21 protein-coding genes, 1 other RNA gene and 1 pseudogene are annotated in these 25,122 nt (G+C 46.5%); 17 read left to right on the top strand and 6 right to left on the bottom strand.

All coding sequences use genetic code 11. The annotated features are described in order from the left end of the window. Positions 1-14 precede the first annotated feature (14 nt). The 6 genes from eno to ssrA all read left to right on the top strand — a co-directional run bounded on the left by eno (position 15) and on the right by ssrA (position 6,161). Positions 15-1,310, top strand: coding sequence for a phosphopyruvate hydratase (gene eno / locus ACFSDB_RS10550; protein ID WP_204893046.1), 1,296 nt, complete (start codon positions 15-17; stop codon positions 1,308-1,310). Positions 1,311-1,408: 98 nt separating this feature from the next. Beyond that, positions 1,409-1,636, top strand: coding sequence for a preprotein translocase subunit SecG (gene secG / locus ACFSDB_RS10555; protein WP_008429540.1), 228 nt, complete (start codon positions 1,409-1,411; stop codon positions 1,634-1,636). Positions 1,637-2,083: 447 nt separating this feature from the next. After that, positions 2,084-2,830: an alpha/beta hydrolase gene (locus ACFSDB_RS10560; RefSeq protein ID WP_204893047.1), complete on the top strand. Its 747-nt coding sequence runs from the start codon at positions 2,084-2,086 to the stop codon at positions 2,828-2,830. Positions 2,831-2,856: 26 nt separating this feature from the next. Continuing rightward, positions 2,857-5,211, top strand: a complete 2,355-nt coding sequence (gene rnr / locus ACFSDB_RS10565) for a ribonuclease R (RefSeq protein ID WP_204893048.1) — start codon at positions 2,857-2,859, stop codon at positions 5,209-5,211. A gap of 51 nt (positions 5,212-5,262) precedes the next feature. After that, positions 5,263-5,727, top strand: coding sequence for an SsrA-binding protein SmpB (smpB, locus tag ACFSDB_RS10570; protein WP_135501110.1), 465 nt, complete (start codon positions 5,263-5,265; stop codon positions 5,725-5,727). 81 nt (positions 5,728-5,808) lie between these two features. Continuing rightward, positions 5,809-6,161, top strand: a transfer-messenger RNA (tmRNA) gene (gene ssrA, locus ACFSDB_RS10575). Between the two features lie 546 nt (positions 6,162-6,707). Here the strand turns inward: ssrA and ACFSDB_RS10580 are convergent. Next, complete coding sequence (locus ACFSDB_RS10580; protein WP_204893049.1) at positions 6,708-7,592, bottom strand: hypothetical protein; 885 nt, start codon at positions 7,590-7,592, stop codon at positions 6,708-6,710. Between the two features lie 170 nt (positions 7,593-7,762). Between ACFSDB_RS10580 and ACFSDB_RS10585 the strand changes: the two are divergent. Further along, positions 7,763-8,750, top strand: a pseudogene (locus ACFSDB_RS10585) (IS30 family transposase). Between the two features lie 212 nt (positions 8,751-8,962). Continuing rightward, positions 8,963-10,894, top strand: a complete 1,932-nt coding sequence (locus ACFSDB_RS10590) for a hypothetical protein (protein ID WP_377340025.1) — start codon at positions 8,963-8,965, stop codon at positions 10,892-10,894. Between the two features lie 406 nt (positions 10,895-11,300). Here ACFSDB_RS10590 and ACFSDB_RS10595 read toward each other — a convergent pair whose 3' ends face one another. Then, positions 11,301-12,773, bottom strand: a complete 1,473-nt coding sequence (locus ACFSDB_RS10595) for an aldehyde dehydrogenase family protein (protein ID WP_204893051.1) — start codon at positions 12,771-12,773, stop codon at positions 11,301-11,303. Between the two features lie 248 nt (positions 12,774-13,021). Between ACFSDB_RS10595 and ACFSDB_RS10600 the strand changes: the two genes are divergently transcribed. From ACFSDB_RS10600 to ACFSDB_RS10610, 3 genes are read left to right on the top strand one after another with little or no spacing between them, the layout of a single operon-like run. Continuing rightward, a complete protein-coding gene (locus ACFSDB_RS10600) occupies positions 13,022-13,432 on the top strand; it encodes an Rrf2 family transcriptional regulator (protein ID WP_204893052.1) in 411 nt (136 codons plus the stop codon). 21 nt (positions 13,433-13,453) lie between these two features. After that, complete coding sequence (locus tag ACFSDB_RS10605) at positions 13,454-14,359, top strand: NAD(P)/FAD-dependent oxidoreductase (protein ID WP_204893053.1); 906 nt, start codon at positions 13,454-13,456, stop codon at positions 14,357-14,359. Between the two features lie 20 nt (positions 14,360-14,379). Beyond that, a complete protein-coding gene (locus ACFSDB_RS10610) occupies positions 14,380-14,964 on the top strand; it encodes a class I SAM-dependent methyltransferase (RefSeq protein ID WP_377340029.1) in 585 nt (194 codons plus the stop codon). A 291-nt stretch (positions 14,965-15,255) separates the two neighbouring features. On the opposite strand, the gene ACFSDB_RS10615 is transcribed toward ACFSDB_RS10610, so the two are convergent. Continuing rightward, the gene (locus ACFSDB_RS10615) at positions 15,256-15,795 is read right to left on the bottom strand and encodes a short-chain dehydrogenase (protein WP_204893055.1); all 540 of its coding nucleotides are present in this window, start codon (positions 15,793-15,795) and stop codon (positions 15,256-15,258) included. A gap of 161 nt (positions 15,796-15,956) precedes the next feature. Here ACFSDB_RS10615 and ACFSDB_RS10620 point away from each other — a divergent pair, with 161 nt between their 5' ends. The 5 genes from ACFSDB_RS10620 to ACFSDB_RS10640 all read left to right on the top strand — a co-directional run bounded on the left by ACFSDB_RS10620 (position 15,957) and on the right by ACFSDB_RS10640 (position 21,053). After that, positions 15,957-16,430 carry an NUDIX hydrolase gene (locus ACFSDB_RS10620; protein ID WP_204893056.1) on the top strand — a complete coding sequence of 158 codons (474 nt, stop codon included), beginning with the start codon at positions 15,957-15,959 and terminating at the stop codon, positions 16,428-16,430. Further along, the gene (locus tag ACFSDB_RS10625; RefSeq protein WP_204893057.1) at positions 16,427-16,969 is read left to right on the top strand and encodes a GNAT family N-acetyltransferase; all 543 of its coding nucleotides are present in this window, start codon (positions 16,427-16,429) and stop codon (positions 16,967-16,969) included. The genes ACFSDB_RS10620 and ACFSDB_RS10625 overlap by 4 nt, the downstream gene beginning before the upstream one ends. 104 nt (positions 16,970-17,073) lie before the next feature. Continuing rightward, complete coding sequence (locus ACFSDB_RS10630) at positions 17,074-18,144, top strand: aldo/keto reductase (RefSeq protein ID WP_204893058.1); 1,071 nt, start codon at positions 17,074-17,076, stop codon at positions 18,142-18,144. A 435-nt stretch (positions 18,145-18,579) separates the two neighbouring features. After that, complete coding sequence (locus ACFSDB_RS10635; RefSeq protein WP_204893059.1) at positions 18,580-20,076, top strand: glycine betaine uptake BCCT transporter; 1,497 nt, start codon at positions 18,580-18,582, stop codon at positions 20,074-20,076. Positions 20,077-20,153: 77 nt separating this feature from the next. Beyond that, the gene (locus ACFSDB_RS10640; protein ID WP_204893060.1) at positions 20,154-21,053 is read left to right on the top strand and encodes a 5'-3' exonuclease; all 900 of its coding nucleotides are present in this window, start codon (positions 20,154-20,156) and stop codon (positions 21,051-21,053) included. Here ACFSDB_RS10640 and ACFSDB_RS10645 read toward each other — a convergent pair. From ACFSDB_RS10645 to ACFSDB_RS10655, 3 genes are all read right to left on the bottom strand, one after another. Further along, on the bottom strand, positions 21,037-21,552 hold the full coding sequence (locus tag ACFSDB_RS10645; protein ID WP_204893061.1) for a C39 family peptidase: 516 nt from the start codon (positions 21,550-21,552) through the stop codon (positions 21,037-21,039). The two genes, ACFSDB_RS10640 and ACFSDB_RS10645, sit on opposite strands and share 17 nt — an antisense overlap. Positions 21,553-21,580: 28 nt before the next feature. Then, positions 21,581-22,042, bottom strand: a complete 462-nt coding sequence (locus tag ACFSDB_RS10650; RefSeq protein ID WP_204893062.1) for an STAS domain-containing protein — start codon at positions 22,040-22,042, stop codon at positions 21,581-21,583. A gap of 83 nt (positions 22,043-22,125) precedes the next feature. Further along, positions 22,126-22,446 carry a thioredoxin family protein gene (locus tag ACFSDB_RS10655; RefSeq protein ID WP_204893063.1) on the bottom strand — a complete coding sequence of 107 codons (321 nt, stop codon included), beginning with the start codon at positions 22,444-22,446 and terminating at the stop codon, positions 22,126-22,128. Positions 22,447-22,731: 285 nt separating this feature from the next. On the opposite strand from ACFSDB_RS10655, the gene ACFSDB_RS10660 reads away from it, so the two are divergent. After that, entirely contained in the window at positions 22,732-25,116 is a 2,385-nt protein-coding gene (locus ACFSDB_RS10660) for a 3-hydroxyacyl-CoA dehydrogenase NAD-binding domain-containing protein (protein WP_204893064.1), read from the top strand. Positions 25,117-25,122: the final 6 nt, after the last annotated feature.

The following is a 25,122-nucleotide window of genomic DNA, read 5'->3' on the forward strand; positions in this document are numbered from 1 at the left end:
GGGAGCTGTTTTTAATGCCAATCATTACCGACATTCTAGCACGCGAAGTACTTGATTCACGCGGAAATCCAACCATCGAAGTAGAAGTATTCACTGAAAGCGGCGCTTTCGGGCGCGCAATCGTCCCATCGGGCGCATCTACAGGAGAGCACGAGGCGGTTGAACTGCGTGATGGCGATAAAAGCCGTTACCTTGGAAAAGGCGTTTTAAAAGCTGTAGATTTCGTCAACAATGAAATTTCTGCTGAAATTGAAGAGAATTTCTCGGTGCTCGACCAAGTGTCGATCGACCAGGCGTTGATCGAATTGGATGGCACAGAAAACAAAGGCCGTCTGGGCGCTAATGCGATCCTCGGCGTTTCCATGGCGGTTGCGCATGCAGCGGCGGATTATTTGGACGTACCGCTTTACCAATACCTGGGTGGATTCAATGCCAAGCAATTGCCGGTTCCAATGATGAACATTTTGAACGGCGGCGAGCACGCTGACAACAATGTCGACATCCAGGAATTCATGGTAATGCCGGTTGGAGCGGAAACGTTCCGCCATGCACTTCGCATGGGCGCTGAAATCTTCCATAACCTAAAGAGCGTCTTGAAAGAAAAAGGCTATAACACTTCTGTCGGCGATGAAGGCGGCTTCGCACCGAACCTAGGTTCAAATGAAGAAGCGCTGACAACGATCATGGAAGCAATTGAAAAAGCAGGCTATAAAGCGGGCGAAGATGTATTGCTTGCGATGGACGTTGCATCGTCTGAGCTATATGACAAAGAAAAAGGCGTCTACAACTTGCCGGGCGACAATACAGTGAAAACATCAGCTGAAATGGTTGACTGGTACGAAGAACTTGCCAATAAATACCCGATCATCTCAATCGAAGACGGCTTGGATGAAAACGACTGGGAAGGCCATAAATTGCTGACTGAACGCATCGGCGACCGTGTCCAGTTGGTCGGAGATGATTTGTTCGTTACGAATACGAAGAAATTGGCGCAAGGCATCGAGCAGGGCGTCGGCAACTCGATTTTGATCAAAGTTAACCAGATCGGTACATTGACAGAAACATTCGATGCGATCGAAATGGCGAAACGTGCGGGCTACACAGCGGTCATCAGCCACCGTTCAGGCGAGTCGGAAGACGTAACGATTGCTGATATCGCAGTAGCGACAAACGCTGGCCAAATCAAAACAGGAGCTCCGTCGCGTACGGACCGTGTAGCGAAATACAACCAGCTGCTGCGCATCGAAGACCAATTGAATGAGACGGCGAAGTATCTAGGCCTCAAGACTTTCTACAACTTGAAGAAATAAGGACGAAGCAAAGGGTTTCTTCTATTGCTATTGTCATATTTCTTAGAATTTGGTAAACTAGTTCTTGTTGTGGAAGTTCTTTTCAGGAGGTGGAATTTATGCATACGTTGTTAATGACATTACTTGTCATCGTATCGCTCGCTTTAATCGTCGTCGTATTATTGCAATCAGGAAAAAGTGCAGGTCTTTCAGGAGCCATCTCCGGTGGAGCTGAGCAACTTTTCGGCAAGCAAAAAGCTCGTGGGCTGGACTTGGTCCTGCACCGGGTAACGATTGTACTTGCTGCCTTATTCTTTATTCTGGCTATCGCCGTAACCAAAGTTTAATGTAGATTAAATCGCCTGACCAAACTACTGGTTAGGCGTTTTCTTTTATAAGTTTGTTGATATTCCGCAAAACAGCTGCGCTTGCCGCGGGCTCGCGTCCAAGCCTCCTCGGTCGCTTTGCGCCCTGTGGGGTCTCGTCCGTCTCGCTGTTCCGCAGGCAAGTCATTGGCCGAAGGTAGTTCGGACAATGGCTTTGCGACGAAGTGCGCAGCACTGCAGGAGCAGTACGGTTTTCGCAGCTGTTTTGCTTCATATCTACTGTAATAAAACAGCAAAAGTAAAAATTACTTCATAGCCAGTAACTAACTTAGCGACGGCGCGTCCAAGGGCTAGGCGAAGTAAGAAGACAGGCGTTCTATGCCTGGCTTCTTGCGGGAGCCATGCCCAAAGCGGTCGGAGCGTTTTGTAAAAGTATCCTATTTAACATGAATTATTGGAGGGGTTATTTTGCGAGTATCGCAGCCAAAACCGTTTTTCTTTAAATCTGGACCTAGGGCCGTCTTGCTGCTGCACGGATTCACCGGGAATTCTGCAGATGTGCGGATGCTGGGCCGCTTCTTGGAGAAGCACGGCTATACATCGATTGCGCCACATTATGCCGGGCACGGAGTGGAACCGGAGAAGCTGGTGCCGACAGGGCCGGAAGACTGGTGGCAGGACGTCGAAGGCGCGTACAACCAGTTGAAAGAGGAAGGCTACCAGGAAATTGCGGTGGCCGGGTTGTCGCTCGGGGGCGTATTTGCCCTGAAGATAGGGTATACTTTCCCTGTAAAGGGGCTTGTCACGATGTGCGCCCCGATGTATATGAAAACGACGGATCTGATGTACGAAGGCGTGTTGAATTATGCACGAGAATATAAGAAATATGAAGGAAAAGATGACACGGTTATCGAAGAGGAAATGAAGAAGTTCCAGGAGAAGCCGATGGAATCGCTGCAGTACCTCCGGGAACTGATCCACGACGTCCGCGGGCAAGTGGATCACATCTACGCACCGCTCTTTGTGGTGCAAGGCAGACTTGATGACGTCATCAACACCGATTCCGCCAATATCATCTATGAAGAAGCGGAATCCTTCCAGAAGAAAATCAAGTGGTATGAAGAATCGGGGCATGTCATCACCCTCGATAAGGAAAAAGAACAATTGCATGAAGATATTTTAGATTTTCTCGAATCGCTTGAATGGAGTGTGTGAGACGGTCGAATTAGGAGGAATAAGCAATGGCTAAAAACGAAATGTCACTGGAACAACGGCTATTGGTATTTATGCGCGAAGATGCATACAAACCATTGACCGTACAAGAAATAGAAGAACAATTCGGGTTCGAAGATGCGGACGAGTTCAAGGAACTCGTCAAGACATTGGTGCGGCTCGAAGAGAAAGGCTTGCTCGTACGATCGCGTGCGAACCGTTACGGCGTGCCTGAGCGCATGAATTTGATGCGCGGGAAGTTTATCGGACATGCAAAAGGCTTCGGTTTCGTAGCACCGGAAGAACCGGGCCTTGATGATGTTTTCATTCCGCCGAATGAAGTGAACGGTGCGGTCAATGGCGACAAAGTCATGATCCGCGTGTCGGATGATTCAGCGGGCGACCGCCGGGAAGGGTCCATCATCCGGATCCTGGAGCGGGGTACGTCGAAAGTGGTCGGCACGTTCCAGGACAACCGCGGCTTCGGTTTTGTCGTGCCGGATGACAAGAAACTGAATATGGACGTCTTTATCGCAAAAGACGATACGCTGGGGGCAGTCGACGGCCATAAAGTCGTTGTGGAGATCACCAGCTGGCCGGAAGGGCGCTTGTCAGCGACTGGAATGGTCACACAGATCCTTGGACACAAAAACGATCCGGGCGTCGATATCCTGTCGATCATCCACAAGCACGGAATTGAAACCGAATTTCCGCCGGATGTATTGGAGCAGGCGAACAATGTGCCGGAAGAAATCGATCCGGCTGATTTGAATGGCCGCCGCGACTTGCGCGACCAGCAGATCGTCACAATCGACGGCGCTGACGCGAAAGACCTGGATGATGCTGTCCAAGTGATCAAATTGGAAGACGGAACTTATAAATTAGGCGTGCACATCGCCGATGTCAGCCATTACGTCACAGAAGGTTCGCCGATCGACCGAGAAGCTTATGACCGCGCGACGAGCATCTATTTGACCGACCGGGTCATCCCTATGATCCCCCACCGCCTATCGAACGGCATCTGCTCGCTGAACCCGCAAGTGGACCGGTTGACGCTGTCGTGTGAAATGATTTTCAACGACATGGGCGAAGTGCTGTCGCACGATATTTTCCAAAGCGTCATCAACACATCGGCGCGCATGACTTACACCGATGTCTATGAAATATTGGAAACGGACAACCAGGAATTGAAAGAGAAGTATTCCGAGCTGGTGCCGATGTTCGAATTGATGAAAGAACTGGCAGGCATTCTGAACCAACGGCGCATGCGCCGCGGTGCGATCGATTTCGACTTCAAGGAATCGAAAGTGATTGTCGACGAAGAAGGCTACCCGATCGACGTCGTTGTCCGTGAACGGACGGTTTCGGAACGCTTGATCGAAGAGTTCATGCTGGCAGCCAACGAAACAGTCGCTGAACATTTCCACCACATGGAAGTTCCGTCGCTGTACCGGATCCACGAAGACCCGAAACCGGAAAAACTTCAACGCTTCTTCGAATTCATTACGAATTTCGGAATCGTTGTCAAAGGGAAAGGGACGCAAGTGGAACCGAGTGCGCTCCAGGAAATCATCAATTCGATTAAAGATACGCCTGAAGAAGCAGTTGTTTCAACGATGATGCTGCGCTCGATGCAGCAGGCGAAATATTCAGCGGAAAGCGTTGGGCATTTCGGACTGGCAAGTGAGTATTATACGCATTTCACATCACCGATCCGCCGTTATCCGGATTTGATCATCCACCGTTTGATCCGTACGTACCTGATCAATAAGGATCTGTCGAAAGCGACCCTTATGCACTGGGATGCGAATATGGATGAAATCGCTGAACATACATCCGAGCGGGAACGCCGGGCAGTCGATGCAGAACGCGATACGGACGCTTTGAAGAAGTCACAATACATGGCGGACAAAATCGGCGAGGAATTCGAGGGCATCATTTCGTCTGTCACGAATTTCGGTTTGTTCATCGAATTGCCGAATACGATTGAAGGTTTGGTCCACGTCTCCAATATGACGGACGACTTCTACCGGTTCGACGACCGCCAGATGATGATGATCGGCGAACGCACGAACCGCCAATTCCGCATCGGCGATGAAATCCAGATCAAGGTGATCGGGGTGAAACCTGAGGAATCTTCGATCGACTTTGAAATTGTCGGCATGCCGCAAAGCAACCGCCGCACAAGAAAAGACGCACCGAAAGTGATCCGTGCCGGCAAACGCGACGGAGAAGCAAAAGGCAAAGGTCGCGGCGGCAGCGGCAAGCCGGGCGGCGGCAAACCCGGCGGAAAACCGGGAGAAGCCCCAGGGCGCAAAGCCAAGAGCCAGAAGAAGAAGTTTTACGAAGGCGCCGCTAAACGCGGAGGCAAAAAGAAAAAATGAGGATGCGGCTTCCGGGCCGCTCTTTTCAGATTGATTATGAGGTGAAGCATTATGGCAAAGGGTGAAGGGAAAGTCATAGCCCAGAACAAAAAAGCCGGCTTCGATTATGCAATTGAAGAGACGATCGAAGCCGGAATTGTCCTGCAAGGGACGGAAATCAAGTCAGCCCGCAACGGCAAAGTGCAATTGGTCGATGCATTTGTGCGGATCCGCAACGGCGAAGCCTGGATTTCTAATATGCACATCGCACCATACGAACAAGGCAATATTTTCAACCACGATCCGACACGGGTCCGGAAACTGCTGCTGCACAAAAAGCAGATCAATGAACTGATCGGTGTGTCGAAGGTGCAGGGAGCGGCAATCATTCCGCTGAAGATGTACCTCAAGGACGGCTACGCGAAAGTGCTGCTGGGCGTAGGTAAAGGGAAGAAGAACTATGACAAGCGCCAGGACCTGAAAAAGAAAGACGCAAAACGGGAAATCGACCGTGCGATGAAAGAACGCAGCCGTTAAGCTTGAAGTCTGACCTATCTTGTCTTATACTAATGGTATAGCACACAAGGCTGATCGCCTTTCCGTGTTCCTTTAATATGAGGGGACGTTACGGATTCGACAGGGATGATCTGGGCTTGGGTTGCGCGTCGGAGGGTCGGCTCCGTAAAAACGCGTTTATAACAACTGGCAAAACAAACCAAAACCTAGCATTCGCAGCGTAAGCTCGGATCTGCTTTATCTATCCATCGCCCATGTGGCTGGGTAAAGCTCAACTTTAGTGGGATACGGCAGGCAGTGCCACTTGAGCTGCATGCAAGAGATTCGCAAGTTAGTGCCCAGGACGCCCGCTTATTGGCAGATTGACGCATGAAACCCTAATAAGTAAGCTACACGCGTAGACGCTCAAGTAGCGGAGTTTCTGGACGCGGGTTCGACTCCCGCCGTCTCCATAGATTAATTTCATGGAGTTTCAACGAACGTCAAAATCCTCTATGTACCAAGGGTTTTGGCGTTTTTTGATGTCATGAAATTTCATAGAATATCAAATAAACCTAGTCAAAAACCTAGTCCCGATTCGGACTATCCTCTAAATAATTTTCGAACTTTTCGATGATTGCTGCCTTCGCTTTTTCTGTTACATGAGTATAGATAGATATCCATTGTTCTATTAACGTCTGTATACCCTAGTCGTGCTTGCACTTCTTTTAAGGTTGCTCCCGCTTCATAAAGCTCGAGTATTTTTGCAGCGTATGCTTTTAACATTCGAATTTCAAGAAATTAATTTTCAATCTTACAGGATGATTTACTTCCGTTCAGTGAACTTTATAGTAAAGAGATTTTATATTGAATGAAATCTATAAAAAAATTATATTGTTTACATATTAATACTATATGGAAGTGGATAACTTTATTTTCTAACAAAAAAGCTACCTATAGAGGCAGCCGAAAAATGAAATAAAGTAAGCTTCAACTCTATTACATGGAATTTCGTGGAAAAATTAAAAGTCCAAGTAATCAAAAGGAGAATATAACCTTCTTTTTAATAATTCCTTATCGTCTGGAACTATAAATTTTTCTTTCTTTTTTGGAAATACGAAGTCTGAAAATGAACCTATAATCATAACGATTCCAAGGAACATACAAATAAATGCTGGAATACTACTTATAAGTATAGAGAATCCATCGATTCCAATTTCAAAAATATAGTCAAAAATACTAAATTTAGTAAAAGAAGGAATAGTGTACCAACTCATACGAATTAAGTTGAATAAAACTAATCCTGTCCCAATAAAACCTAGTCCAAAAAAGAAAGGTACTTTTTCAAACGATTTTTTCTCGTTTATATGTCCAATAGCTCCTCCAGGCAAATAAGATGTTTCTAGTATAGGTGATAACTCTTCTGCTTCAATAGAAAAATTAAAATCTTTGTGTGATGGGTTTCCATCAATTAACAGTTTAACAATAAAGAAGTCTCCACTATTTAATAAAGAGAAGTCATATACTATCGAACTTCTATCAGGCGTAATTTTTAGATCAACCTTGCGACCAGTTGGACTTATATGAATGATATGAGCGTCTAATAAATTACAGTTATTAGGCATAGTCAATGATAAAGGCTCTATAATGTTTTTAATAGTATTATTTCCTGTATTAGCTATTAAAAATTGAATTTCAAATAAATTTTCTATACTTTGTTCATTGTATTTAATTTTAAGCTCCTTACGTACTTTAGAGTCTATTCCTTTTAATGATAATGAATAAAATTGTATATATGGAGTAAGAGAGGTTTTTTTAAAAGTCCTCCTATAATAATAGTGTGAAACAATTATTGTCGCAACGATACCTAATACTAAACTCGTAATACTAATCCAGAATTCACTCATTTTTTTATACCCTCTTCCAAATTTTTCATAAAATTATTCTACCATTCATTTTAACTCATAGCTTTTTTAAAAACGCCGATTGTAAAATTAAGCTAGACAACTGAAAAAGCCATTCGTGATACACTCTAAATGTATTTTCCGACCAAAGAAAAACATAGGAGTGACCACGAATGACCTACACTCATCTTACCTCGGACGAATTAGTGATGATAGAAGCATATTTCCACCAAAACACGCGCGTGACAATAATCGCTGAGCGCCTCAACCGTTCCAGGCAGTCGATCTACAATATCATCAATTTTTTGAAAATGGGGCATACGGCGCTCGTTTATTATACCCAATACAAGCAAAACAAGAAGCGCTGCGGACGGCGAAAGATTGCCTGGCCGCAGAAATAACTCGCTTATATTCAAGACAAGGTGACGCAAGGCTGGGCGCTGGATGTCATTGTGGACGCACGGAAACCGTCATCGATTGTTCTGTGCGCACCCATCTATCGCCTGTTCAAAAATCGTACTTTGACGAAGCCACACTGCCGATGAAAGGGAAACGAAAACCCAATGGACACCAGGAACGCCGCGGAAAGCAGGAGTTCAAACGGCATACCTCGGAACGGGAAGTTGATTATCCTTCGTTTCAGAAAGAGTTTGGGCACATCGAAGGCGACCCATTGTTGGCGCTCGCTACAAAAGTGCGGTCATCATGCTGGTCGAACGGCTGACGAAAGTCATCATCGACTTGAAACCTGCAGGACGCAATGCATGCGATATTGAAACCGCGTTGAACCAGTGGTTTCAAGGGATTTCGAGAAATCTATTCAAGTCCATCACGTTTGAATGTGGGAGGGAATTCTCCAACTGGAAGCCGCTGTGCAACCGGCATGACATATCGATTTATTTTGCGGATTCCGGCACGCCTTCCCAGCGCGCGTTGAATGAAAATTCCAACGGGCTCCTTCGCAAAGACGGCTTGGTAAAGGAGATGGACTTCAACCAGGTGGACCAACCGTTCATTTCGACAGTAGCTGATAAGCGCAATCACATCCCACGGAAGTCGATGGATTACTGTAGGCCTCTGGAAGCATTTATGAGTCACCTGAATGGAGTAGAGTTGTCTAGCTTATCTTATATTGACAAACGGAAAGCTATACATTTTTGATTTCTCATCTAACCATTTTAAAAGCCAATTATACTACCTTTCATTTGAGAATGATATTAGCTAATTTAAGAAAATTGTATAAAGTCCCTTACTTTAATTAGTACATTTTATAGAAATCCAAAAAGAATAAGATTTAGTATACGTTACTTAAATTATATTTTGAAAGTTATTTTTGCAGATTAACTAAATATTAAATGAAAGTAGATGATAGTTTGGATTGGAAAAATTTTGAGAATGATTCGTTATATAGCCAAGCGCTTACTTATTGGTATGATGAATGGAATTCGATTTCTGAAGAAGTTAAAAAAGGAATGATTGGTATTAATATTGTGAATATTAGAGTCGTTCTTTTAGACATCATTAATGAATATGAATTAAATCAATTTGAAAGTGACAATAATAGAAAAGTATATATAAAATTAATTAATACTCTTATTGCAAAAAGATATATAAGTATTTTTCGAGAAGAATTGCTTATTCTAAAAGAAAAATTAGAGAAAAAGGAAAAAAGATCAGTTTATGTTATTTCTAAAGAACTGTCTAGTCTGATTTCTAAACAAAGTTTTGCTCATGTTCTTTTTGATGAATTATTTCCGATTTTAGAGAAGAAACTATTTGAAAAACAAAATCGTTTAAAAATAAAAGAATTAACTAAGGAAATAATAGTTGATTTGGTGACCTCTGGCATGAATATTGAAGATGTTAAAAAATTAGCTTTAAATATATTTGAATCGTATTTTATCCATGAAAGTAAAATATTCATAAAATATGAAGGAGTACCGCAAGAACTGAATACTGATGAAGAAAAAGTGAAATATATTGATGGCTTAAGTATTCTAGATCGACTTAATTTCTTTAGGGAAAAGTTGCTTCCCAATGAAACCGAATATATTTTTATCTATCCAATTTGGGGAATGGTTACATTTCCTAAAGGAGTTGAAAATAATTCTATATTTGGCTGTCAATTATATAATCCGAATCTAGAGAAGATGCTTAGTGAAGGTTATTATGATGAAACATTTGATTTAAGCAATACCGAAGAACAAAGTAAAGAGACAGAACCTAAAAATAACGATAAGTATCGAAGTAAGTGTAATGTGAAGATTCTAGTGGCAGCGACTTCTTCAAATTCAGCAAAAAAATTAGCCGAGTTAAAATATTTCAACCTGCTAAGTTTGTTGAATTTGTATTTCGCTCACAAACATCATGAATTTTTTTGGGATGGTCAATATATAGGTAAAAAAGTCGGCGAATCATATGGCTCCTTCGGTACATTATGGGGTTCTAGAGATGATAAACAATTGAGAAGAAATCTAAGCAGAGATAGCCCTAAATTTTTAAGCGATAAAAAATTTGAAGATATCAACAGGGTTTCAAACATTATAGATGAATTAGAAAAAAGAGAGTTTTTTTATGAAGCAAATACTATTTTAGGTGTTATTGATATAATGTCTCAGGCTCAGTGGCAAAACGAAGAAAATAAGCTTTTAAATTATTGGATTGCTATTGAGAGTTTAGCAAATATATCAAAAAAAGATGAAGAATCTAAGTTTCACTTCGTTAAAGAAATTATCTCTAATATCTATTTTCTTTGGGAAAAATACAAACCGATACATGATCTTTTTAGATTAACAGAAATTTATAGTCGGAGTTTCTATAATAAAGATGGGACGGTAAATATGCCAGACGAATTCCTTCATAATGTGGGAATTTATAAGTCTCGCACAGAAGATTCTATAATTTCCTTGGAAAATTTTTATAACAGAATGGTAGACTTAAAAAAATATACGACAAAAGAAAGTTTCTTGGATGAAATTGAAGACACGATTAAATTCTATCAAGACAATAAAGAGGCTTTAAAAAGACTTAGGGCTAAAAGAAATGAAGTTAAATTAACAGTTGATTATATATATAAGTGTAGAAATCAAATAGTCCATAATGGTTATGTTGATAAAAACCTTATTCCATACCTAGTAAATTTTTCTGAAGCTTATGCAAACTCATTGCTTAATAGAATTTTAGATGTATATTCGGATGGCCAATTTAATTTACAAAATTACTTTATAAAAGAGATTTATGATGGAAATTTACTAGAAAGAAAGCTTTCTGACACTACTCCTTATAACCTTGAATTATTTGAATAGTTTATATAAATAAGTTTTTAGATATGTCTATAACCCCCAAGTGACTTTTGAAAAACTTATCTCTAGAGCAGCTAGTATTTGAATAAATATTAGATTAATTGATTTTTGAAATTTGATTCTAGGGCATTATAAAGAGTAGTCAATGAAGCTTTTATGAAATTAAATGATGAATGTACTAATCCATATAATATACAAGAGGTTTCTCTGTTTATATTTCTGAATTTTAATATACAGAAGTCGGCTCTTCTTTACAGACAATGACTGAATTATGAGTCCGGAACTAGCCATTGATCGCACTCCTATTCATCACCTAATCCTAATCGAAAGGATAGGTGTTTTTTTCTGCTTCTAGTCAGGAAGAAACCGGCACCCCATTCCTGGGATCGCCGGCTCTTAACAGTATTACCTATTCTTTTGTATTATCAACAAACGCACCATACTGGCGGCGCTGATGCTGCACCGACAGCCATTTCAATGTGGTGAACTCTTCAAGCACCCATTCGCCGTTGAAGCGGCCGAGGCCTGATTCTTTTTCGCCGCCGAATGGCATATGCGCTTCGTCGTTGACCGGCTGGTCGTTGACGTGGATCATGCCGGTGTGGATCTGGTGAGCGATGTTCGTGCCATGCTCGATGTTGGCAGAATGGACAGCTCCGCTCAGTCCGAACGGATAGGCGTTCGCCATTGCGATGACTTCTTCGTCGGATTTGAATGGAATCAGGATGGCTACCGGCCCGAAGATTTCATTTTCCGCAAGAGACATGTCGTTGGTGACGCCGGTCAAGACCGTCGGCTCCAGGACATTGCCGTCGGCTTTTCCGCCGAGTCGCAATTGGGCACCTTGTTCAACACTTGCATCGATTTCTTTAAGGATCCGGTCGACTTGCTCGCGGTTGATGAGCGGTCCAACCTGCGTATCCTTTTCTGCCGGGTTGCCGAATTTTACTTTGCCGGCGCGGGCGATAAACTGTTCTGCGAATTCGTCGTAGATGTCTTCGTGGACGAAGATGCGGTTGATCGCCATACAGATCTGGCCCTGGTGGTAGAATTTGCCGAACAGCGCTGAATCGACAGCGCCTTCGATATCGGCGTCGTTCAAGACGATGAAGTTGTTATTGCCGCCGAGCTCCAAGGCGGTTTTCTTCAATTCTCCTCCGGCAAGTTTGCCGATGCGTTTTCCGACCGGCGTGGATCCGGTGAAGGAAATCAAACGCGGTGTCGGGTGGGTGACGATGTCATCGCCGATTTCGGAGCCGCGTCCGACGACAACGTTCAGTAGGCCTTTCGGCAAGCCGGCTGCTTCGAAAATGCTGGCGAACAACAAGCCGCCGGTTACCGGTGTGTCAGTTGCAGGTTTAATGACAACTGCATTGCCTGTCGCAATTGCCGGTGCGATGGAACGGATCGCCAGGTGCAGCGGGAAGTTCCATGGGCTGATGATGCCGATGACGCCAAGTGCATGGCGGTAGACACGGTTTTCTTTGCCCGCTTGCTGGGAAGGGAGAATCTTGCCTTCCATGCGGTAAGGGAAAGTCGCCGCTTCTTTTAGAATATTGATCGAAGCGCCAAACTCGACGGTCGCTTTGATGACGGTGCTGCCGGCTTCTTTGACGAGCCAGTCGATGATAAGCTCTTTGTTTTCCATCATGACTTCCAGCGCTTTTTCGATGACGGCCCGCTTGGTCTGCGGCAATTCTTTCGCCCATTCGACCTGCGCTTCGGCAGCTGCTTTATAAGCGGCATCCAGATCGGCCTTGTCGGCTGCTTGGGTAGTGACCAGTTCTTCACCCGTGAACGGGTTTGTGTTTTTCATCTGGCTGTCGCTTGATCCTGCAATCCATTCGCCATTTATATAAATCTTCGAAAAATCGGTATTCATTAAGTTTGTCTCCATTCTATTTTCGGTGTCCGTTCTTGGAAGTTGCGCCTAGAACAGCCCCTTGTTAAATGTACTTTCTCTGTTTACCCCTCCGGCTTTTTATTTCAAACAAGTTACACACCTTTCAGCACAAAGAGCTTCAAAGAGCTTCATAAGTTTGACTTATTTTTGTCTGCATGCTAAATTAAGTTCAATTAGAGATAACAAGAGTCTTTAATATCTTTAAAATAAACCTTCAGGAGGTTCCTATGAAATATTCCAATGCAACAAATTATGCTTTGCACACGATGGTCCATCTAATGCGGCTGCCGCAAACCAGCACGATCGGTGTGCAGGAGTTGGCGGAAATGCAAAAATTGTCGCCTACGTACCTGTCTAAAATTCTGACGAAGCTGACGAAAGCCGGTTTGATCGAATCGATGACAGGTGTCAAAGGCGGCTATAAAATTGCCCGTTCGAAAAGCCGGATCTCTTTTTTGGATGTAATCAACGCGATTGAAGGGGACACGCATTTATTCGATTGTTCGATCCACCATGGTGAAGGCTGCCTGATTGAGAATGCCATGCGGCAGGCGGAAGATAACATGAAGGCGGAACTGGACAATACACTTATCAGCGATATTGTATCCATGGCAGAGTCTGCACAGCAGAAAAAATAAAGCTCGGACGGAGGAAAAGCGATGATCATGGATTGTGCAGTAATTGGCGGAGGCCCGGCGGGGCTGAATGCCGCGTTGGTTTTGGGACGGTCGCGCAGGAAGACCGTTCTGTTCGATGACAATAAACCGCGCAATGCAGTGACTTCCGAGTCCCACGGTTTTATAACGAGGGATGGCATCGACCCGCAAGAGTTGAAAAGTATTGCCCAGGAAGAACTGGGCAAGTATCCGGACGTAAAGATAGAAAAACAGCATGTGCTGGCTGTCGAAAAAAAGGAGGGGCTGTTTGAAGTTAGAGCCGCGGACGGCAAGGTCTTCCTGGCTAAAAAGCTTATCCTGGCAACCGGCTTTAAAGAAGTTCTTCCCGATCTGGAAAGAGTCGGAGAGTTTTACGGAAAAAGCCTGTTCAGCTGTCCGTTCTGCGATGGCTGGGAAATGCGGGATCGGCCGCTCGCGGTCATTTCCGAAAATGAAAACGCGTTACATCTCGTGAAAGTCGCGTCGAATTGGACCGATGATTTGATTTTCTGCACCAATGGCAAAGCCTCGCTGTCGGCCGATGAGAAGAACATGCTGGAGAACAATGGGATTCAAGTGTATGCAGAAAAGATTGCGAGACTGGTCGGCAATCTTGGAGTTTTGGAGAAAATCGAATTTGAAAGCGGAGCGGCCATACGGCGGGAAGGCGGATTTATCACACCTGAGTGGGTACAGGCGTCAGACATAAGTGCCGCGCTTGGCTGTAAACGGAATGCACTCGGCGGCATCGAAACGGATGGCATGAAACGCACCAATGTAGAAGGCGTGTTTGCTTGTGGAGACATTTTAATGGCAGGGGCGTCACAGCTGATTATGGCAGCAGCCGATGGCAGCATGGCCGCAATTGGCGTAAACGCCGCATTGATCGAAGAGAAATTCAAGATATGAACACTTGGAGGAATGAAAAGATGCATGAAAAATCGAGCAAGCCGCATGAAACACACTCGCATAAAGGAAAAATAGCCTATCTGGAAAGCCGGGAGCGGAGAGGTGAATTTTCACCGGAGCAATTGTTCAGCAAGATTCCCTTGGAGCAAAGTGATAATGTGTTGGATTTCGGTGCAGGCACCGGCTATTTTTCATTGCCGCTGGCCAAAAAAGTGATGGGCAAGGTATACGCTATGGACATCGATCAAAGCATGCTCAACATCATTGCGGATAAAGCGATTGAGGAACACCTCACGAATATTGTGCCGCTCCAGGCCGGAAGCACCGGAATCCCATTGCCGGACGCATCCATCGATCTTGTCATCGCTTCGCTTGTGCTGCACGAAATCAAACCGCTGGCGCCAACCTTGGACGCAATCAGCACTGTCCTCAAGAAAGATGGCTTTCTGGTGTGCATCGAGCTTGAACCAAAAAACGAGCAGATTCACAAAGCACCGCGAATCACAGCAGCCGGGATGGAAGAAGCCTTAACTGCAGCAGGGTTTCGCATTACCCAAAGGTTCTTTCCTGCAGCTTCGTTATACGTAATGATTGCACAGAAATAAAGCGGATTGAAAGAACTTTTTTGTTTCATTATAGATAACAAGTATCTTTAAAGTAGGTGATTGAAAGAGAAAAACAGGAGACAGCCGGATAAACGCGGCTGTTTCCTGTTTTCAATTTTCATCTAATTCTTGAGCGGCCCTCAAGAAGATCCGCCCTTTGAAAGCGATTAGGCGGGCTGCTGCCGAAATCAGGGCCGATTCATATTTATGTAATCAGCTGGCACGGCTAAGAGAACAGAAAAGTTATCAATATCGGTTTAGAAATCAATGGGAATCATAGCGGGGAGTCGCTTAAGGGCGTTTGTCCCATGGTTCAGTCGTCCCAATGACCGATTCCGGTTTTCCTGATCGGACGGCTTCGATAATGCCTTGTGAAATTTCATCATGCGTCAGCCAGCGGGACATCCCATTTTCTATTTTGAACCCGAGCTGGATCTGGTGATAAAGAATGTGGTGGGGTGGTTCTGTTTCAGCCTTTATGTCCTTCAGGTTTGAATTGCTGCCATTCACATGGAAGAATGCCACAGGTTGATGGGCAGGAAGCATTCGCAGAAGGCTTGGAATAACGAGTGGTCCGGTTGAATGCACCCAGGCAATGACCAACTGAATCGGTCCATTTTTTTGCTGTATGGCAGGAATTTGTTGGGCCAGCTGACTGGTCAGCGTGTAGTCAACCAAGACGGGTGTCAGTTGTACGGGGTTTTGTCCTATCAGATGCTGCATCTTCTCCGGATTTCTGCCGATCACCGAAACGTGATAGCCGTTTTCAGACAACCAAACTGAAGCCTTAGCAAGCATCCCCGTTCCGCCGATGACCAATGCATGTTTCATTCCCTTCACTCCTTTGCATTTTGTATCATAGATTGCTTCATTTTCTGCTGGACAAGTAGTTTCATTATACTTTACTATTCTGGAAATTCCTTGGATCGAAATGGAGAAGTTGGATATAGTTAAAGATATGCAGCAGAAAACAAAAAACTGGAGATGAGAACATGTTTATTGTAAATGTCGAAGGTGCAATTTATAAAGACGGGAAATGGCTGATTGTCCGAAGAAGCGACAAGGAAGATCATGCGCCGGGGACGCTGGCTTTGGTGGGCGGGAAAGTCGACCAGGAAGGAAACACGACGGATATTCTGGAGCGGACCTTGATCAGGGAAGTGGAAGAAGAGGTGGGCATAACCGTATCCCTTCTTGTCTACGTCAACAGTTCTTCATTTGTGGCAGACTCCGGGGTTCCTGTGGTGGATATTGTATTTCTTTGTACATATGAGTCCGGGGAACCGTTCGCTAAAGATCCGGATGAAGTGGCGGATATCGGCTGGATGAGCACACAGGAGATAATGGAAAGCGAAGAAATTCCGGACTTTTTAAAAGTGAATATAGGGATCGCGGACAGCATCGTGAAAAACGGTTCAGCTGGGTTTGCCGCAACAATAGAAGGGCGAGTTGGGGGAATTAAATGAAAAACATAAAGCTGGTACAGCACCGGAAAGAGTTCGGCGAAGAAATATACAGGTTATCCTCCGCACCGGCTGTGAAGGAAGCCTTGGGGCTGCCAGACGGCACCGTAGAAGACACAAAGCGGTTTATCCGGAGAGTAATGGCAGAAGAGGGGGAAGGCAAAACCCTTCCGCGCGTAATTTTGAATGAAGAAAACCGTTTGGTCGGCCTCACCGATCTCATGTTCATTGACCACCATAAAAAATCCTGCCATATCGGTACATGGATTGGCCATGAATACTGGGGACAAGGATACAACGAAGCGTCCAAGCTTGCCATTTTGCGGATCGCTTTTGAAGAACTGGAATTGGAACGGGTTTTTGCAGGGGCAAGAGTGGTGAACCTCCGCTCGCAAAAAGCGCAGGAGAAATTGCCGTTCATCCGCCTGAATGTCGAATCCGAATTCCCTGCAGAGCATGAGGCATTGGAGAAAAAGGAAAAGCAGCCGTGCATCCTGAACGTTTTTGAGAAAACGGCATTCATGGAATTTCGGAGCTTGTGAGATGTCAGTTAAAGTGGAGTCCAACAGTTTTATAAAAAGTACAGTAGGGTAATCCATTATTATGCCGTATTAGGCCATTTATTCATGGCCAGAAGGAGGATTTTATGGATTACATCTATCTTGGAAACTCAGGCTTGCGTGTGCCGAAGTACATTCTTGGAACGGTGCCGTTCAGCGGGACAAACGGATTTGAAGCAGCAGGCGACATCAAGGAAGACACAGCGCGCCGTATGGTGGACCTGTCGCTGGAAGCCGGGATCAACATGTTCGATACGGCGAACCTGTATTCAAAAGGGGATGCTGAACGGGTGCTTGGGGCAGCCATCAAGGGGCGCCGCGACGAAGTGCTGCTGACCTCGAAAACCGGTTTTCCGCTAAGTGAGAACCCGAATGTCCGCGGTGCTTCCCGGAACAATATCCTGTCTTCGATCGACGAGTCGCTGGAGCGCCTCGGGACGGATTACCTCGATGTATATTTCGTGCATCTTTGGGACGGGCAGACGCCGGTCGAAGAAACGGTGGAAGCGATGACGAGCCTCGTGAAATCCGGGAAGATCCGGCATTGGGGCGTATCAAACTACAGCGGCTGGGCGCTGGCAAGAACGTTCTCGGTGGCGGAGCGGAGCGGTTTTATTCCGCCGATCACGCAGCAGATCTACTATACGCCGGAAGCCCGCGAAGCGGAATACGAGCTTTTGCCTGCAGGAACGGAACTGGGCATCGGTTCGATGATTTGGAGCCCGCTCGGTGAAGGGCTGCTGAACGGGAAAATCGGGCGCAATAAAAAAGCGCCGGAGAATACGCGCCAAGGCGCCGGATGGCCGGAACCGTGGGTACAGGATCAGGAACGGTTATACGATGTGATTGATGTGCTGGAAGAAGTGGCTGCGAACCACAATGCATCAGTCCCTCAAATCGCCTACGCATGGGTGCGGGACCGCCCGAACGTCGGCCCGATTGTCATCGCCGCGCGCAATGAGGAGCAGCTGAAGGAAAATATCGCCTCATATGATATTCAGCTGGCACCGGAAGAGCATGACCGGATCGAATCCGCTGCGCGGCCGGCACCGATTTATCCGAATTGGCATCGGGCGATGAATTCAATGGAACTGGGCAGTCCGTCCGAGATGGGCTACTTGGCCGGCTATAAAAAGTCCATGGGCATCGATGAGTAAAAACAGGCCTTCGGGCATGAATAAGCACGGGTTTCGGAGCTGCATAAATTGGCTCTGGAACTGGCGCTTTTTTATTTTGGTCAAAAGGCGATTCAGGGAATAGTTTAAGAAATTAAAGGGAATGAAAAGACTAATGAGGTGTGGACGCAAAAAGCGTTCGATGGAAATGTTGTAAATTTCAGCAGGTTTTTGCACGATTTCAGCGTTCCGAAATATTTATTTGATATTTTATGAATGGATGCTGAAGCAAAAGAATAGGGCAGCCGGAAGGCTGCGCAACACTAGGAGTGCTTGAATTTCCTCCACCCAACGGGACTGATCCGTTATGGAATCAGGCTCTCGTTTTGCGTGCATACATAGGCGGAGGGGTTTGACACTCACCGCATTATTCCGTAACATAAACACTTGTGATAAAAATATCAGGAGGGGTACTATATGAAGAAAGTAACCAATGTCTTCTGGATTGCGCTGGCGCTTGTCGTTTTGGCTGTAGCCTATGGAGCGATGGCACCAGACAGTTTTGCAGAAGTTACCGGGAATATAGAAGGATTCCTGACCACATCGTTCGGTTGGTATTATTTATTGATTGTTTCGGTCATGGTTCTGTTCTGCTTGTTTTTCCTCATCAGTCCGATGGGGCAAATCCGTCTAGGGAAAGACACCGACAAACCGGAATTTTCTTACGGCACATGGATCGCTATGCTGTTTTCAGCAGGCATGGGGATCGGGCTTGTGTTCTGGGGAGCAGCGGAGCCGCTGTCCCATTTCGCCATCGACCCGGCGACGGCCGAACCGGGAAGCGTCGAAGCTTTCCGCGAGTCGATGCGCTTCACCTTTTTCCACTGGGGCATCCACGCTTGGGCGATTTATGCAGTCGTCGCGTTATCGCTTGCCTATTTCCAATTCCGCAAAGGCGAGCCCGGGCTGATCTCAGCTACGCTGAAGCCGCTTTTCGGAGATAAGATGAATGGCCCGTTGGGTGTCCTCGTGGACGTCATCGCTGTATTTGCGACAGCAGTCGGCGTTGCGACAACACTCGGTTTCGGGACCATCCAGATCAACGAAGGGCTTGCTTTTCTGATCGATGATATCCCTGGAGACAATTTCACCGTCCAGCTGATCATCATTGCCGTCATCACGGTCCTTTTCATGATTTCCGCATGGAGCGGGCTCAGCAAAGGCATCAAGTATTTGTCGAACACCAATATGGTATTGGCCATCGCATTGCTTGTACTGGTCATCATTTTAGGGCCGACCTTGCTGATCCTGAACATGTTCACCGATTCTCTGGGCAGTTATTTCCAGAACATCGTCCAGATGAGTTTCCGTTCTGCGCCGGTCAACGGCGAGAACCGGGCATGGATTGATGGCTGGACAATCTTTTATTGGGCGTGGTGGATTTCCTGGTCGCCATTCGTCGGGATTTTCATCGCCCGTGTTTCGCGCGGCCGGACCGTGCGCGAATTCCTGATCGGGGTCCTATTGATCCCGACATTCCTTAGCTTTATCTGGTTTGCGGCATTCGGCTCAACAGCGATGGATGTGCAGCAAAGCGGAACGGACCTTACCGGTCTCTTGACTTCGGAAGTGCTGTTCGGCGTATTCAATGAATTGCCATGGGGCATCCTGTTGTCCGTAGTGGCAGTTATGTTGATCATCACCTTCTTCATCACTTCTGCAGACTCAGCGACATTCGTCCTTGGGATGCAGTCGACAAACGGTTCATTGAACCCGGCAAACTCAGTCAAGCTGACATGGGGAATCGCCCAGTCGCTGATTGCGGTAATTTTATTGTCTGCCGGCGGGCTAGATGCCTTGCAGACCGCGCTGATTGTCGCCGCTTTCCCGTTCTCGTTCATCATGCTGATGATGATGGCTTCGTTTTTCAAGTCCGTCAGCATCGAACACCGGGCCTATAAAAGAAAACGCTAAAACCGCCGCTTCGGCGGTTTTTTGCTGTCTGGAAGTGTATAATGGAGATTATGTTTAGAGTGAATGGGGGACTTTTTATGAATGAAAAACCACACGTACTGCTGGTGGACGGCATGGCGCTTTTGTTCCGTTCTTTTTTTGCAACATCAGCGGTCGGCCAGTATTTCCGCACGTCTGAAGGGCTAGCCACCAATGCAGTGCAAGGTTTCGCGCGCCACGTGCTGGCAGCGAAAGAAATGATGAAGCCGACGCATATGGCGGTCTGCTGGGACATGGGTGCCCATACGTTCCGGACAGATCTGTTCGAAGGCTATAAATCGAACCGCCCGGCGCCGCCGGATGATATGCTCCACCAATTCGATCTGGCGAAAAAAGTATCAGAAGAGCTCGGTTGGATGAACTACGGGGAAAAGGGGATCGAAGCAGACGACTTTATCGGCTCGTTCACGAAGCAATGGAAAGACAAAGCAGAGTTCACCATCATCACAGGTGATAAGGACATGCTGCAATTGCTGAACCCTTCGGTCAGGATCGCATTCATGAAAAAAGGGTTTCATGTATACGATGTTTATACAGAAGAACGCTTTAAGGAAGAGTATGGCATCGAGCCGGCCCAGTTTGCAGACGTCAAAGCGTTCATGGGCGATGCAAGCGACGGCTATCCGGGCGTCAAAGGGATCGGCCCGAAAACCGCCCTCCAGTTGATCCAGACGCACGGATCGGTCGACGGCGTCCTCGGAGCGATTGACGAACTAAAGCCGGCGCAAAAGAAAAAGATAGAAGAGCATAAAGAAATGCTTCTCCTATCCAAGGAATTGGCGGTCATCAAATGCGACATTCCGCTTGAGGTTTCTCTTGATGAAATTACGGTCCCGAACTACACGAACGATATGGTCCAGAATTTTGACGGCCAGGAATTGAAACTGCTGGCCCGCCAACTGGAAAAAAACGTGGCGCCCATTAATCCGTTTGAGTAGGGACGATCTTGACGAACGTCAGAAATTTTTTATTCGCTCCATAGGAAACCGCCTGCAATTTGCTGGGGCGGTTTCTTTTTCCGTTGTCGTGGATGTAGAGGATCAGGTCGTCCAGCTTTTCTTCAAAGCCGACAAGCGGCACCCAATGGTAATTGAAGACCGGTTTCGAGAACCAGCGGAATGAAAAATAGCGGTCGAATTTTACAGCAAGCGGCCGCCCGGAGGCCAGCTCGCTTTTGACTTCCTCCAAGGAAGCCGTTTTTTCAATCTTGTACCGCTTGCCTGCGAGCTTCCGGAAATTCCGTTTCAATCGCCAAGTGAAAAGTCCGATTCGGGTGGTGCCGAGTGCTTGATACACCTCGTTGACATCCCAGTCTTTTTTTTCATGGTATCGGAGTATGGAAGCGGCAGTCGTTGGCCCGCATGCCGACCCGCGCAATTTTTCGTCAATCTTCTTATCGTATTGCGACATGCCGGCAAAAGGGATCAGGACTTTCATCGTTCCACCTCCGGATTGAACAGATTTATTATTTCGTCAGGCCGCTTGCACTTTCATCCAGTAAGGTCTGAAGCGCCGCACGGAACGTATTGAATACTTCCAGCTCCACTTGGATGCCGGCATGGACGATTTCACGGACAAAGCGGGGGTTGAAGCCGACATAGATCGGGCGGAGCCCCATGAGCTTCAAAGCGTTGTTCAATTGCCTCAATTCAGTTGCCAGGACGTTGTAGTCGAACGTTTCCACGTCCTCCATCCGGACGCCGGTGAAATCGAAAATGACGCGTTCGGTTTCGCGGTTTATCTCCGCATACTCCAGCACCTTTGTGCGGATCGTTTCGAAGCGTTCAGGAAACACATATCCCGCGATCGGAACCAGGATGGTATTCGGAACGATGGAAGGAATGATGGGCGCCGACATATTTCTGATGACTTTTTCATAATGGGAAACCAATTGTTTCAGTTCTTCAATTTGCTGTGTTTGATCCATGGGACACCTCTGCTATAGTTAGTAATTCTATTATAACGCAAAAAAAGAATTAGACCGAAATCTAATTCTTTTGGGGGTTCTGCTTATTTTTCCTGGCTTGCAAGAAAGTCTGTGACCGATTCCGGCGATTTCGCATTTGCGCTGTGCAAATGGGCTGTCTTCTCGCCATTTTGGAAGATCAACAGGCTAGGAATGCCCATGACTTCATACTTTTCAGCCAGCTCCGGCAATTCATCGCGGTTTACGTCGAACCATTGGTATTGGTTGTATTCCTCGATGATCGGGTCGATGAACATATCCATCCGTGTGCAGTCAGGGCACCAGCCAGCTTGGAATTTCACGATGACAGGCTGTGTTCCTGCAATCACTTCATTGAATTGTTCAGTTGTGTTGATCGGTTTCATAAAATCTCCTCCTAATCGCTTCTACAACAGTGTACCTTGTGTTTCGCTTTTCGAAAAGAATTTTTGCTTATCGCCGCTGAAGTTTTGTTTTAGCGAAAAGTGAAGCAGTTTAATGGGGATTGGCAAAGGAAGTTTGGGAGCCGGTTCTGAGCTGCTAAAAATTTAAGGATTAAATATTGCGAAAACAACGAAAATAATTTACACTAAAGAGCATAGAGAACGTTCTATTTTTTTTAACCAAAAAATGAATGAGGATTCATTCAAAAACACTAGGAGGGTTTTCGAGTGGCATACCAAATCAAAAAAGCGGCTGTCATCGGTTCAGGCGTCATGGGATCGGGCATAGCGGCACACCTTGCAAATATCGGAATTCCAGTCGTGCTTCTGGACATCGTTCCGCGCGAACTGACAAAAGAAGAAGAGGCCAAAGGACTGACTTTGGACAATAAAGGCGTACGCAATCGGATCGCATCGACTGCGGTGCAGAAATTGCTGAAACAGAAGCCTGCTCCGCTTGCAGCGAAGAAGAATTTGCAGCTGATTACTCCGGGCAACTTGGAGGACGATCTGGACCGCTTGAAAGATGTGGACTGGATCATCGAAGTCATTGTCGAGAACCTGGAAGTGAAAAAATCGCTTTACGAAAAATTGGATGCAGTCAGAAAGCCGGGAACGATTATTACATCGAACACGTCGGGCATCAGCATCAATGCCATGGCGGAAGGGCGTTCAGAGGATTTCGGGAAGCATTTCCTTGGCACCCATTTCTTCAATCCGCCGCGCTACTTGAAACTGCTTGAAGTGATTCCGGCGAACACGACTTCCCCGGAAGTGCTTGAATTTATGACCCGCTTCGGCGAAGACCGTCTAGGAAAAGGCGTCGTCATTGCAAAAGATACGCCGAACTTCATCGCAAACCGGATCGGCACATACGGGCTGCTGGTGGCGCTGCGTGAAATGCAAAGCCGCGGCTATTCGATCGGCGAAGTGGATTCCGTCACCGGCCCATTGATCGGACGTCCGAAATCCGCGACATTCCGCACATTGGATGTGGTCGGGCTTGATACGTTCATGCACGTTGCGAAAAACGTCTACGACCAGACAACAGGCGAAGAGCAGAAAGTGTTTGAAGCACCGGCCTTCATGACCAAGATGGTCGAAAACGGCTGGATCGGCGCCAAATCCGGGCAAGGCTTCTTCCTGAAAAAAGACAAAGAGATCCTGGAACTGGACCCAGAAACAATGGAATACCGGACAGCCGGAAAATTGAAAACGCCTTCACAGGAAATGGCGAAACAGCAAAAAGGGCTATCCGCGAAAATGAAGACCTTGGTCTATGCGAATGACCGCACAGGCGAATTGCTGTGGAACCTCTTCAAACCGACCTTGCTTTATTCGGCACAATTGCACGGCGAAATCGCCGATGACATCGTGGCGATCGACAACGCCATGAAGTGGGGCTTCGGCTGGGAACAGGGGCCGTTCGAGACGTGGGATGCAATCGGCGTCCGCGAATCGGTTGAAAAAATGAAGCAAGAAGGACATGAAATTCCGGCATTCGTTCAAAACCTGCTCGACAGCGGCAACGAAAGCTTCTATAAAGAAGAAAACGGCGATCTCTATTTCTTCAATGGCGCAGACTACACACCGGTCCCGGTCAATGAAAAAGTGATCGACTTGAAGCGCTATAAGAAAAAGCATGGCGTCCTGAAGTCGAATTCCGGTGCCAGCTTGATCGATCTCGGCGACGGCATCTTATTGCTCGAGTTCCATTCACGCTCAAATGCCATCGGCTTGGATATCATGCAAATGATCAATTACGCGGTAGACGAAGTGGAGAAAAACTACAAAGGGCTTGTCATCGGCAACCAGGGCAAGAACTTCTGCGTCGGAGCGAACCTCGGCATGATCCTGATGGAAGCGCAGGACGACAATATCTTTGAACTCGATTTCACCATCAAGACGTTCCAGAACGCATTGATGAAAATCAAATACAGCTCCAAGCCGGTCGTTGTGGCGCCATTCGGCATGACACTCGGCGGAGGCGCGGAAGTGGCGCTGCATGCAGCACATATCCAGGCGTCGATGGAGACTTATATGGGCTTGGTGGAAGCGGGCGTCGGGCTGATCCCGGGCGGCGGCGGAAACAAGGAATTGTATATCAAACACTTGAAAGGCCTGCCGCATGGCGTCACGTTCGATTACCAGAACGTCGCAAGCAATGTCTTCGAAATGATCGCCATGGCGAAAGTTTCGACTTCGGCAGAAGAAGCGCGTGAAAACAACTTCCTGAACTTCACAGACGGCATCAGCGTCAACAGCGATCACTTGATCTACGACGCGAAGCAAGCGGCCTTGAATCTTTTCGAAAACGGCTACCAGGCTCCCGTACGTGATAAAGTGCCGGTTACAGGGGAACCGGGATATGCCACGCTGCTTCTTGGAGCAGAAGGCATGCTGATTTCGGGCTATATTTCGGAATACGATTTGAAGATTGCGAAAAAGCTTGCATTCGTCCTATCCGGCGGCAAACTTCCGTACGGCACGTTGGTGGATGAACAATACCTGCTTGATTTAGAGCGCGAGGCATTCTTGAGCCTGGTCGCGAAACCGAAAACCCAACAGCGGATGCAGCATATGCTGGTCAAAGGAAAACCGCTCCGCAACTAAGGGCGA

It is taken from the genome of Planococcus chinensis, from assembly GCF_042681545.1.
Lineage (GTDB): Bacteria > Bacillota > Bacilli > Bacillales_A > Planococcaceae > Planococcus > Planococcus chinensis.

Excerpts from the sequence above, each read along its gene's own strand:
- ACFSDB_RS10645 (WP_204893061.1), bottom strand. The coding sequence starts at position 21,552 with ATGAAAGTCCTGATCCCTTTTGCCGGCATGTCGCAATACGATAAGAAG.
- secG (WP_008429540.1), top strand. The coding sequence starts at position 1,409 with ATGCATACGTTGTTAATGACATTACTTGTCATCGTATCGCTCGCTTTA.
- ACFSDB_RS10605 (WP_204893053.1), top strand. The coding sequence starts at position 13,454 with ATGATCATGGATTGTGCAGTAATTGGCGGAGGCCCGGCGGGGCTGAAT.
- eno (WP_204893046.1), top strand. The coding sequence starts at position 15 with ATGCCAATCATTACCGACATTCTAGCACGCGAAGTACTTGATTCACGC.
- rnr (WP_204893048.1), top strand. The coding sequence starts at position 2,857 with ATGGCTAAAAACGAAATGTCACTGGAACAACGGCTATTGGTATTTATG.
- ACFSDB_RS10620 (WP_204893056.1), top strand. The coding sequence starts at position 15,957 with ATGTTTATTGTAAATGTCGAAGGTGCAATTTATAAAGACGGGAAATGG.
- ACFSDB_RS10610 (WP_377340029.1), top strand. The coding sequence starts at position 14,380 with ATGCATGAAAAATCGAGCAAGCCGCATGAAACACACTCGCATAAAGGA.
- ACFSDB_RS10640 (WP_204893060.1), top strand. The coding sequence starts at position 20,154 with ATGAATGAAAAACCACACGTACTGCTGGTGGACGGCATGGCGCTTTTG.
- ACFSDB_RS10655 (WP_204893063.1), bottom strand. The coding sequence starts at position 22,446 with ATGAAACCGATCAACACAACTGAACAATTCAATGAAGTGATTGCAGGA.
- ACFSDB_RS10635 (WP_204893059.1), top strand. The coding sequence starts at position 18,580 with ATGAAGAAAGTAACCAATGTCTTCTGGATTGCGCTGGCGCTTGTCGTT.
- ACFSDB_RS10630 (WP_204893058.1), top strand. The coding sequence starts at position 17,074 with ATGGATTACATCTATCTTGGAAACTCAGGCTTGCGTGTGCCGAAGTAC.
- smpB (WP_135501110.1), top strand. The coding sequence starts at position 5,263 with ATGGCAAAGGGTGAAGGGAAAGTCATAGCCCAGAACAAAAAAGCCGGC.
- ACFSDB_RS10650 (WP_204893062.1), bottom strand. The coding sequence starts at position 22,042 with ATGGATCAAACACAGCAAATTGAAGAACTGAAACAATTGGTTTCCCAT.
- ACFSDB_RS10600 (WP_204893052.1), top strand. The coding sequence starts at position 13,022 with ATGAAATATTCCAATGCAACAAATTATGCTTTGCACACGATGGTCCAT.
- ACFSDB_RS10615 (WP_204893055.1), bottom strand. The coding sequence starts at position 15,795 with ATGAAACATGCATTGGTCATCGGCGGAACGGGGATGCTTGCTAAGGCT.
- ACFSDB_RS10625 (WP_204893057.1), top strand. The coding sequence starts at position 16,427 with ATGAAAAACATAAAGCTGGTACAGCACCGGAAAGAGTTCGGCGAAGAA.
- ACFSDB_RS10580 (WP_204893049.1), bottom strand. The coding sequence starts at position 7,592 with ATGAGTGAATTCTGGATTAGTATTACGAGTTTAGTATTAGGTATCGTT.
- ACFSDB_RS10595 (WP_204893051.1), bottom strand. The coding sequence starts at position 12,773 with ATGAATACCGATTTTTCGAAGATTTATATAAATGGCGAATGGATTGCA.